Source organism: Methanobrevibacter sp. (genome assembly GCF_045112895.1).
Taxonomy (GTDB): domain Archaea; phylum Methanobacteriota; class Methanobacteria; order Methanobacteriales; family Methanobacteriaceae; genus Methanocatella.
In genome coordinates, this window is record NZ_JBGUIH010000039.1 from 1 (window position 1) to 10,834 (window position 10,834).

A 10,834-nucleotide genomic window follows, 5' to 3' on the forward strand; every position below is an offset into this window, starting at 1 on the left:
ATTGTAGCTTAATCCACTGTAAATTTAAGACCTAAAAAAATAGGGCCTGTAACTCTAAATTTATAATGTTTAAGGCTTTTTCTTATAAATAACAGCAACGTGTCCTCTAACATCTATAAGCTTAGCTTTGGTTTGAGTGACTATATCGTCGATGTATTTATCTTTATCTCTAGCGATATTTTTTGCAAATTTAATCTTGACAATCTCATTAGCTTCAAGCTGGCGTTTGATTTCTTCAATCACATTTTCGTTGACGCCGTTTTTACCAATGTTAATTGTCATAGCGGAAAGAGCTCTATTCATCATTTCTTTTTTTGTTTGACTCATATTTAGCTCTCCTTTTATCTTTTTGTTCCTTGCGATAAGGAATCTTCATTACATGACCGCATTCACCACAAAAAATGTTAACCTCTGAGTTAACTAGCCGGACGGTGCAATTGCGACCAGGCGAGAGGAAACTTTTACAGTTCTTGCAATACCTTCTCTTCCATTTTTCAGGAACTTTGGTATTGTATTTGGTGGACAATTTCAAAGCAAGCTCCACATAGCGATTGGATCTCTCCGGATGGGTGATGAATTCCATCTCAGCACGATTAAAAAGAATATCCATTCTTTCAATCGCTATATCAATCATCCACTTTGGTCGTTTTCCTCTACTCAAAATATCCTCCCTTGTAGGATATTAATATTCATGATTGGATTAAAATGATTTGCGCAATTTAAAACAAAAACCATAGTTAAGAATTTTAACCTTAGGTTAATATGAATATTAAGAATAATTATGTTTATAGCCCTTTATAAAGGTTATGGATTTATGGGATTTTTTAGTGAAAAATAATTTTCAAAGAAAATAAATGGATTAGTTGAATCCGCCTATTCTCTTTATGCCTTTAATCTTGTCGAAATCCGAATCAAAAGATGCGATTTTAGTAATTCCATGTTTCTGCATTGATTGTAGAATGGTGCAATCTGCATAGTTGATAGAACCTCCATAATATTTAAACAATTCCATTGCCGATTTGTAATCTTCATCACTTAACCAATCAAAAATATCAAGATTCAACAAGCAAAATATTATATCATTAATATTTCCATTGAAATTGTTGGGTTTTAAACTATTCAAAACTTCGACCAAAACTATTATATTAGTTACTATTGCTTCTTTTTGTAGAATCGGCCGTGAATTTTCTGAAAAGTTTTCGTAAGAATCATTTCTAATTACTAAACCATTAATGTATGATGTATCTAAAAAAATCATTATATCCCACTGTGGTGTTTATTCAGTATAATCTTAGCGAAGTTTATTAACTTTACTAAGCTTTTCTAATACATCATCCCCTTCGGGTTTATCATGATCAAGCATATTCCAAATTTTGTCATAATCTATTTCAACAGGAACATCCTCAATCTTTCGCAAATTGTCCCATAGAGTATCATTAACAACTTCTTCAGGAGTTCTATCAGTTAATTTGGAGACAATATTAACTTTTTCTGTTACATCTGTATTTAAACTCACCATTAGCATAGTATCAACCTCTTTTTGTAATCCATAATGGACATACTTTTCAATCAAATCCTCAATAGAGGATTTATTTTCTAAAAGTCTATTGTTTAAATCTTCAAGCAACCCATCATCAATGTCAAAACTTATTCTTGCGATATTATCACAACCCTTTAAGTTATACTCAATCCAAAAGCACTTAAAGATTCTAAAAACTTTTGGACCAAACTAGCTAGTAAGTCAGAATAATATATGAATCTAATAATATATAAGTATTTTTCAAATACACAAAATCATAAAAGCGTATTTGCAGAACAAAAGAATTATACAACATTATTGCATCAAAAAATAAAAATTAAAGTGATTTGAAAAAATTGATTTGAATATGAAAAATTGATGCTAAATCAACCAACCCATGAAGTCGACTTCCCCTGCGGGGAACTCCCTTCTATCAAAAATAACATCTTCAATCAGGTCAACAACCTCATCAACAGTCAAATCACTGACATCAATCTCTGAAATCCTATCCCCATATTCGTCAAAGGCTTCGGCAGTGCAGACTCCCAATGCCTCGGCCTCCAGATTTTCACGGATCTTTGATTCGGAATAGTTGCGTGCTTCAAGCCTGACTCGCAAAATTTCAGGATGAACCCTCAAAACGATTACCTTATCCGCACCGGAGCATAAATGGGACAGATGCCCTTCAAAAATAGTCAATTCTTCGCTGGATGAAATAATCTCTGAAACCTTATCGCTTAATGCATCAATGTCAATGACCTTATAGCCCTTGTCCTCATCGATGCCTAAAACAAAGTCATTTTCAATGGCCAAATCGTTAATCTTAATCAATTTACAATTTAATCTATCAGATAAAACTTCACTGACAGTAGTTTTGCCTGTACATGGAGTTCCTGTTATAAAAATAGTCTTTTTCATAATATCAAAAAAAAAGAAGAATTATTTTTTAAGAATAATTCTTAAAACGTCTTCATCCTCAAGCACATGGTCCGGACCCACCTTTTGACCTGGGAATTTGACGGATGTTCCCCAAACCTTGGCGTGGCGGAAGTTTTTAACGAACTCCCTGTGTAGCTTTCCGCATACGTCAATTACGGTAGCGCCCTTCTTAACGACCAATGGGTCTTCCATGTCCGCTTTTCTGCCCTGTGGCTTCAAGTAGATCCTAATCAAATCAAGATTATCGAATATCATGTCCTTTAACTCATCGATATTGGTCTTCTTATCTGCGGAAATCGGAATGAAATCCGGAATGTATTTCTTAAGCTCTTCGAGGTATGCTTCATCTACGAGGTCCACCTTATTCAGCAGGACAAGCATCGGAACGTATGCCTTGTTCCTGTCAAGCACATCAATGAATTGGTCTATTGTCACATCGTCACGGAAAAGCACATCTGCATTATGCATGCCGTACTCATTGATGATAGACCGGATTGTCTTTTCATCCAGATGGGTTAGCTTACAGGTTGAAGAGACTTTGACGCCTCCGAGCTTTTTCCTTTTGACCGTCACGTCAGGTGGCCTTTCATTAGGCCTGATACCAATATTCCTGAGTTCTTTTATGATAACGTCAAGATGTTGCGGATTGAATGTATCCAATACAACCAAAATTAAATCAGCAGTTCTAGCTACAGATAATATTTCCTTTCCTCTTCCTTTACCGCTACTTGCTCCAGTGATAATTCCAGGAATATCAAAAACCTGAATCTTTGCGTTTTTGTGCTCCATTACGCCCGGAACGATATCCAATGTTGTAAACTGATAAGCTCCAACTTTACTTTCAGCATTTGTAATTTCATTCAAGAGAGTAGATTTACCAACGGAAGGAAATCCTACAAGCACCACAGTAGCATCCCCGGATTTCTTAACATGAAATCCTTGGCCCTTATGACCGCTGCTACTTCTCTGTAGAGATTCTTCTTTTAATTTGGATAATTTTGCTTTAAGCTTACCAATATGGTGTGAAGTGGCTTTGTTATATGGTGTCTTTTGTATTTCTTCTTCAATGTCCTTTATTTTCTCTTCAATCCCCATTAAATCACCATATTAAAATAAAAAAAAAGAAAGATTAGGAAAATCCTAATCTGTAAGCTGACTAAGCTGCAGCTTTGGTTTTATCAAAGTTTACTTTGAACAGCATTACACCGTTTTCAACGTGGACGTTTTCAAATATGTCCTGGCCGGCTCCACCAAGCAGGTAGAGTCTGGTGAACATTGAATCTTTAAGCTTGTTGCTCATCAGAATCGGTGTGTAGTGATTGTTATCACCAATCAGCATCATGGTATAGTTTGCATTCTTGACCTTTCCGACAGATTCGTTTTTCATTATGTATCCATCTTCAATGACAATGATGTCGGAAATGTTCAATGGATTATAAGTAGTATTGTTTACCATAATCTGTTCTCCATTTTCGGTGTAGACAGCTTCGGTGTAGGCAGTTGTAGTGTTGTTTCCAGTGCCTCTTTTGATAACTGCATTGATGGTCATTCCTTGATCTTCAAGCAATGCAAGTTTGCCTGTGCTGCCCGGTTTGACTTCAACTTGGCTTGTTGGAACATAGTAGTTGTAGTTTTCGGAACTTTGGTTTTCGAAGTCCCATGCACCGAAGTAACTCCACCAGCCCGCTTTCTGAAGCATATCTGAAGATGCAACAAATATTACCGGACGTGGGTTTTTAGGGTGAGTATAGCTAACCAACTCTTTTGCCTGAGCTGCAGTCAAGTGATACTTGCTCTGCAATGTCTTTTGAGCATCGCTGGATGATTTCGGCAAGATGTCAATAAGAATATCTGTTGATTTACCGGTATCGCCGGTAATGTTTACCAGATAGTCCACAGCCTGATCACCTGTTGTATCAAGCATTCTGAAAATACCTGCAGACAGCTCCAAATCATCAGTAGTCATCGCCTGACCTAACCAGAAAGCGCGGTCACCGGATTGTGAACCCCCATCGAATGTTACCTGCTTATCGGCAGCAATCTCAAAGAGGTAACCGAAGTCCCACCAGGATGTAAGTACTGTATCTTCAGGTTGGGTTTCATTAACCCATTTCATTGCATTCCACATTGGGTCACTTGTACCCGGAACAACAGTTTCTGAAGTCTGATAAGCGCCGCATACACACGGAGTTATCAATGCCAAAATAATTGCCAATACCGCAACGTACTTTTTGATTGGAATTCCTTTACTGGATTTGGCGTTTGATTTGAGAACATATATGGATGCTGCCCCTAAAGCAACAAGGATAACCAATAATGCAATTCCATATATTTTATTTACAGTAGCTAAAGGTATTGCGGCAAAAGCGGCTGCGAAAAATATTACAGCTAATAAAATTCTGTCATCAGTAATCTTGTTTTTGATGTAATCCATTGCGATTCCAACAAAGATACCTGCCATAAGACCGAACGGCAATACGATTGTGGTAATGAACCTTGAACCTCTGGTTACCGCAAGTGCAGTGAGAACTACCCATACAACAAACAATGTTGCATATAATACTGTCAAACGTTTGTTGGACAATAGCTCATTGAGTGAATCCAGATTGAAACTGCCTAAGTTAAGGCCTGATTTAAGTTCATTGTCAAGTTTCTTAGCTGAAGATATCCTTTTGGATTTGTGTGGTTTTGCTGTGGAACTTGTTTTGGTTTTTGCATCTTTAAGTTTCAAAGCTCTTGATACGAAAGTAGCAAGTACTGTTAAACCGGAGAAGAATACCAATATACCGCCTAAACCGTTGATAACCCCATTGGTATTAGCTAAAAACATTGAATTCATACCACTACCGAGCATCGCTGGAATTTGCATCTCTGCAACGGAAACAAGAACGTTCGGGAATCCTGCAATAGTCCTTGAAGCGGATTGCAAGGAAAGCAAGCTTAATAAGCTTCCGAATAATCCGGTAACTCCTTCCAAACCTTGGAAAATGGCAAGGCCTACAAATCCGACAACACCTAAAATCACAATAGATTTCAAGTCGACCTGGTGAATGAACCACTGCAGTTTGCTCGGATATTGATTTTGGTCATCTTCACCAACATTAAAGTAATAGCAAGCAATTAAATAAACAACTGCGAATATTCCCATAAGACCTATATAAAATATGTAACCAGTCCATGATTGTGAGAAAAATCCAATTGAGATAATTGATAGAATTGCGAATAAAATCTTATACACAATATTTTCTGCCCTAATACTCTCTACAAAGAAGAATATGAAGAACAGGGACCATATGTAATAGAACATATCTGTATCGAAAAATCCTGGGAATGTGTGCGCAAAGTAGTTTGGAGCCAGAGCAATAATCAATGTCGCCACAATCGCTCCATACTCATTTGTCAATCTTCTTGAAAAGATATAAGCCGGGATTACTGCAAGTGTAGATATGATGGCACCTGTCCAAAATGCCACTTCCTTAACTGAATAATCTCCCAAGTGCTTATTTGCAAAGTCGTGTAAAAACGAAGTAAGATACACAATACCCAGTTCATAATTAATCTTATTACCTGTCGGAGCATACCTGTGCATATCCCATTCACTACCGTTTATCATTTCATCTCCGACGTAACCATGATCTACATAGTCCTGAGTCAACCTTAAGTTATAGTACGAATCCATTTCACTGAAATAAGGAAGACCTGAAGAATCAATGTAGTCTGCTTTGTAATCGTCAGAAATTATATTTAAATCTGCAGCTGGAACCTTAAGGGCGAAAACAACAGCCAATAAGATTAAAATAATAATCACTGACTTAGTTATTGTCAAAACTGTTTCTCTATTCATCGAAATCCTCATTTACATTCATTAAATTATATTGTTTCAATCAAAACAATACTAAAATTATTAAATTGAAATTTTTAATACGAAAATAAAAATATTGAAATTTGAAAAAATATTTTTATTAGATTATAGATTTATTTTTTAACATTATTAAGTATTTTGCATATCTAAAAATTTTACAAAATTGTAAAATATTTAAAAAAATAATTAGAAGCGATAAAATACTATCGAATTTCCTATTAGAATCCTGCATGAAAAATAAAAAATAATGCAGAATTGAATAAGAATAAAATTAAATTAAAAAATAATTAACTGAGTTTGCTTTCAAGCTCTTCAACAGAACATGTAAACCTGCATTTTGGAAATCCCTTACAGCCTATAAACTCGCCATAACGGCCAGAACGTTTAAGAAGTGGCTTTCCACATTCAGGACATTTGCCAACCTCTTCAGGAACATAAGGCTTTGTTTTGTCCTTTCCGCAATTGGCATCAAGACATGCACGTTGGCGAGGCTTTCCAAATGAAATTATTGGAAGCCCACATTTTTCACAAGTCTTTTTAAGGAAATTAGTTCCCTTTGGAATTGAATAGCTTGTTGTGCACTCAGGATAGTTGGAGCATCCCACAAAAGAACTTTTGGTAACGGCGGAATATCTCTTGACAAGCTTTCCACCGCAGTTAGGACAGGTCCCAACAATGTTGCTTTCCTGGAAAGATTCGTATAATTTTGTACCGATCTCATTAGAATTCTTATCAATGTCTGCTAAAATGACATTGACTTCCTTTTTGCCTTCGCTGATGACTTCCTTACAAGTGGAGCTGTTATTGTCTATTCCTTCAAGCTTGTTTTCAAAATCGCGGGTAAGCTCTTCTGAAGTCAAATCCTTACAGTATGTGCTCAAAGTATCAATCATGTTTTCACCCAATTGATTCACTTCGATCTGTTGGGTGCCGTTGATGTATTTGCGGTCATACAGCTTATCGATGATGTCTGCACGAGTGGCTTTGGTTCCAAGCTCCCTTTTTTCCAGTTCCTTAATTAAAGAAGCCTGATTATAACGGGCAGGAGGCTTGGTTTCCTTCTCATCAGATATTAAATCCAATACCTTAACCAAATCGCCTTCCTTGATATCCGGAAACTCCTCATCATCGATTTTCCTATATGGATAATGTTCCATCCATCCCCTATGGGTGACCCTTCTGCGCTTGAAGCGGAACTTTTCACCTTCAATGTCCAATGTTGTGCTCATGGTTTCGAATTTGGCTGATTCGAAAAATACAGCGATGAATCTGTAAACAATAAGCTGGTAAATCTTTTTCTCATCCCTGGATAATCCTTGCGGCAAAATGCCTGTTGGATGTATTGCAGGGTGTGCGGCATCATCCTTCTTACCGTTGTTAGGTTTCAATTTGGATGGAAGCTGTGAAATGTGCTTGCCGAATTCCCCGTCATGACTTAACTGAGAGAATATTGATTTGAAGTCAAGGCTTTCAGGCAATTTCTCTGAAGAGGTACGAGGATATGAAGTGTAACCTGAAGTATAAAGATTCTGGGCAATGGACTGTGTCTTTTTAGGTGAAAATCCGAACACATTGTATGCTTCAGACTGAAGGCCCCCCAGATTGAAAGGAACCGGCGGCCGGGTGGTTGAATTGGATAGCTTGATTTTGTCGACAACGGCATCCTTGCCTTTGCATTTGCTCATTATCTCTTCTGCCCTGGCCTTATCAAAGATTTTGCCGTCAACATGATTGACTTCAATCTTGCCTTCGATGATTGCCCTAATCAGCCAATATGGTTCAGGGACAAAGTTCTTAATTTCCTTTTCCCTTTCAACAAGAATTGCCAATGTAGGAGTTTGAACACGGCCTGCTGACAATTTCAGATATTTGTATTTGGCTCGGCTTACGGATTTCATTAGCGCCTTGGAAATATTCACACCGAAATAATAATCCAAAACGTGCCTTGCAATTCCGCTGTCAACCTGGTTCATGTCCAATTCAATTCTATTGTCATAGGCTTCGAGGAGATCCTTTTTGGTTAATGTGGAAAACTTCATACGGGATATTTTGCTTAAGTCATTTTGTCCACAGGCATATTTCAAAGCGTTATATCCTATTAAAGTTCCTTCAGTATCATAATCGCATGCATGAATATAGGAATCTGCGTTTTTTGCAAGTTTCTTGATGGCCCTGACATAATCTTTAGTGAATCCGCTGCTTTTTTTGTTGACTTCGTAGGCAGGTGCCCAGTGCAGGTCAAAATAGACCTTGTCTTTAGGGTTATCGGGAGTCAGTGAATAAAGATGTCCAACAGCAGATACGACTGTTATATCCTTTGAATCCTTTTTAAGTTCCCAATACTTTACCTTTTTATTATAAACCTTCTTTTTTGCGCTTGGCGAAAGCGCCTTTGCTATCTTTTCAGCGGATGTCGGCTTTTCACAAACTATAACTTCATGCATAATCTACTCCCCAAATAAAAAAAAAATGTACTGAATTTAATTTAAACTCATATCTAATATAAAAACATTTCTATGAAAAAAAGATTTTTTGAATAATGAGAAAAACGATTAAAATCTAAAGTTCTTCATTGTAAAAACGGTAAAAATCGGCACAGAAGTCGCAGATTGGATATTTTCCATATCTATAATAGCCAAGCTCTGCCTTGTTCATATCAAACTTCTTACCACAGATAAAACAAGTTTCAATTTTCTCTTCGGACATGGTAAAACCTAAAAAAAATAAAAAAGGTAGGTTAAAGAACTTAACCTATATTATATTTTTGCAAGAGTAAAATCTCTTCAGTAGAGACTTTACCACCTTGTTTAAATTTAGCAAAGATTTCTTCAGCTCTTTCTTTTTCTTCACGGTTTTTGTTGGATCCGCCGGAAGATTTGTTATCATTTTTCCTTTTCTTAGGTTTGTTGGAACCTAATTTTTTGTTGATAACATGGATATCACTTAAGATTGCTTTGAACTCTTCATGTTTAGCGGAAGCGTTTTTACGTGCTTCAATGAATTTTTTGTGAGCTTCGTCAGCTGCAGTTCTGATATCGTCGGTTTTTCTGAAGTAGGTAAGCATCTCTTCGTGAGCTGCTTGAGCCTGTTCGGATAGAGTGATAACTTTTTCGTGCTCTTCTTCAGATAATTTCTTAAGTTCTTGAGCTTCAGATTTAACGGTTTCATCTTCATGAATTTCCATTAATTGTTTTCTGAGATCATTTGCATTTTTAACAAGCTGATTTTCTTTTTTAATGTCTAAAACGCGAGTTTCAATGATTTTATCAATCTTTTTGATTTCATTTTCTATTTTGATTTTGTCACGTTTTCCTGAAGACCATTCTAAACTTTTAATTTTATTGTTTGCCTCATTACGAGCTTTTTTAGCTTCTTCAACTTGTTTGTTGATTTCATTACGCTCGTTTCTGTATTCAATAGCTTTGTTTAAGTTTTCTTTTAAAGATGCGTTTAATTCATCTCTAATTTTACGTTGTTCTTTAGCTATTTTGTTATATTCTTCTCTTTCTTCAGCAACTTTGGAGATTTCAGCTTCTTTTTCATCTTTTTGTTTTCTTACACCTTCCATAGTGTCGGCGAGAACAAAATTGGATTCAGGAAGACCTTTATCAGCTTTTTTAGGTTTGGATTTAGGTTCTTCTTTAGCTTCTTCAGCTTCAGCTTTTTCTTCAGCTTCAGATTCTTCAGCTGCTTCTTCTTCAACAGCCTCAGCTTCTTCAGCCACTTCTTCTTCAGCTTCGGATTCTTCGACTGCTTCTTCTTCAACAGCCTCAGCTTCTTCAGCCACTTCTTCGGCTTCAGCTTCTTGAGCTACTTCTTCTACAGTTTCAGTTTCAGCATCATCAGTGGTTAATTGATTAAGAATTTCACATAAGACTTTGCACAAGTCTTTTTCTTCTACTACTACGTCAGCTATTTCTTTTACGGAATCTTTTGCATTGAATGCAATTCCGCAACCAGCTGCTTCAATCATGGAAATGTCGTTAGCGCCATCTCCAACAGCAACTACTTCATCCAAAGTAATTCCTGCTTCTTCGACATGGTCTTTCAATACATCCAATTTAGTTCCGGATACTAAAGGACCAGTCACTTCACCAGTTAATTTACCATCTTCGACTGTGAAACTGTTAGTATAAACTGTGTCAACTCCAAGTTTATCTTTAACTTTATCAGCCACTACATCAAAACTACCACTAATGATAGCTACATCTACATCTTTATCTTTTAGACATTTGATGGTTTTGCAAGCTCCAGGCATTAATGGAAGATCATCAGCAACTTTTTCGACATCTTCAATAGAAGTTCCTTCGAGAAGTTGTACTCTGTCTTTAATAGAAGTTTCAAAGTCTATTTCCCCTTGCATAGCTTTTTCAGTGATTGCAGCTATGTCCTCTTCAACATTTGCTAATTTTCCTATCTCATCTATTGCTTCACCATCAATAATAACGTTATCTAAGTCAAATACTACAAGTTTAATCAATAATACCACCAATTATATTAAATCTAGCTCACTT

At 36.5% G+C, this 10,834-nt stretch carries 10 protein-coding genes; all 10 read right to left on the bottom strand.

Going from position 1 to position 10,834, the window contains the following annotated elements:
• Positions 1 to 69 precede the first annotated feature (69 nt).
• Positions 70 to 327 carry a YhbY family RNA-binding protein gene (locus ACJMLD_RS07070; RefSeq protein WP_405269800.1) on the bottom strand — a complete coding sequence of 86 codons (258 nt, stop codon included), beginning with the start codon at positions 325 to 327 and terminating at the stop codon, positions 70 to 72.
• Positions 296 to 661, bottom strand: coding sequence for a ribonuclease P protein component 4 (locus ACJMLD_RS07075; RefSeq protein WP_405269803.1), 366 nt, complete (start codon positions 659 to 661; stop codon positions 296 to 298). The genes ACJMLD_RS07070 and ACJMLD_RS07075 overlap by 32 nt, the downstream gene beginning before the upstream one ends.
• Positions 662 to 859: 198 nt before the next feature.
• Positions 860 to 1,258 (bottom strand): type II toxin-antitoxin system VapC family toxin, encoded by a 399-nt coding sequence (locus tag ACJMLD_RS07080; protein ID WP_405269806.1) that lies wholly within the window; start codon positions 1,256 to 1,258, stop codon positions 860 to 862.
• Positions 1,259 to 1,291: 33 nt separating this feature from the next.
• Positions 1,292 to 1,627: a hypothetical protein gene (locus ACJMLD_RS07085; protein ID WP_405269809.1), complete on the bottom strand. Its 336-nt coding sequence runs from the start codon at positions 1,625 to 1,627 to the stop codon at positions 1,292 to 1,294.
• Positions 1,628 to 1,900: 273 nt separating this feature from the next.
• The gene (locus ACJMLD_RS07090; RefSeq protein WP_405269812.1) at positions 1,901 to 2,437 is read right to left on the bottom strand and encodes an adenylate kinase family protein; all 537 of its coding nucleotides are present in this window, start codon (positions 2,435 to 2,437) and stop codon (positions 1,901 to 1,903) included.
• 21 nt (positions 2,438 to 2,458) lie between these two features.
• On the bottom strand, positions 2,459 to 3,553 hold the full coding sequence (locus tag ACJMLD_RS07095; protein ID WP_405269815.1) for an OBG GTPase family GTP-binding protein: 1,095 nt from the start codon (positions 3,551 to 3,553) through the stop codon (positions 2,459 to 2,461).
• Positions 3,554 to 3,614: 61 nt separating this feature from the next.
• Entirely contained in the window at positions 3,615 to 6,302 is a 2,688-nt protein-coding gene (locus ACJMLD_RS07100; protein ID WP_405269818.1) for an STT3 domain-containing protein, read from the bottom strand.
• 305 nt (positions 6,303 to 6,607) lie between these two features.
• Positions 6,608 to 8,764: a DNA topoisomerase I gene (topA, locus tag ACJMLD_RS07105; protein WP_405269821.1), complete on the bottom strand. Its 2,157-nt coding sequence runs from the start codon at positions 8,762 to 8,764 to the stop codon at positions 6,608 to 6,610.
• Positions 8,765 to 8,879: 115 nt separating this feature from the next.
• Complete coding sequence (locus ACJMLD_RS07110) at positions 8,880 to 9,026, bottom strand: hypothetical protein (protein WP_405269824.1); 147 nt, start codon at positions 9,024 to 9,026, stop codon at positions 8,880 to 8,882.
• Between the two features lie 40 nt (positions 9,027 to 9,066).
• Positions 9,067 to 10,800, bottom strand: coding sequence for a phosphoserine phosphatase SerB (gene serB / locus ACJMLD_RS07115; protein ID WP_405269826.1), 1,734 nt, complete (start codon positions 10,798 to 10,800; stop codon positions 9,067 to 9,069).
• Positions 10,801 to 10,834: the final 34 nt, after the last annotated feature.

What these genes read in the sequence shown, in the direction of transcription:
- ACJMLD_RS07070 (WP_405269800.1), bottom strand. Translation starts at nt 327, where the DNA reads ATGAGTCAAACAAAAAAAGAAATGATGAATAGAGCTCTTTCCGCTATG.
- ACJMLD_RS07080 (WP_405269806.1), bottom strand. Translation starts at nt 1,258, where the DNA reads ATGATTTTTTTAGATACATCATACATTAATGGTTTAGTAATTAGAAAT.
- ACJMLD_RS07090 (WP_405269812.1), bottom strand. Translation starts at nt 2,437, where the DNA reads ATGAAAAAGACTATTTTTATAACAGGAACTCCATGTACAGGCAAAACT.
- ACJMLD_RS07095 (WP_405269815.1), bottom strand. Translation starts at nt 3,553, where the DNA reads ATGGGGATTGAAGAGAAAATAAAGGACATTGAAGAAGAAATACAAAAG.
- ACJMLD_RS07100 (WP_405269818.1), bottom strand. Translation starts at nt 6,302, where the DNA reads ATGAATAGAGAAACAGTTTTGACAATAACTAAGTCAGTGATTATTATT.
- topA (WP_405269821.1), bottom strand. Translation starts at nt 8,764, where the DNA reads ATGCATGAAGTTATAGTTTGTGAAAAGCCGACATCCGCTGAAAAGATA.
- ACJMLD_RS07110 (WP_405269824.1), bottom strand. Translation starts at nt 9,026, where the DNA reads ATGTCCGAAGAGAAAATTGAAACTTGTTTTATCTGTGGTAAGAAGTTT.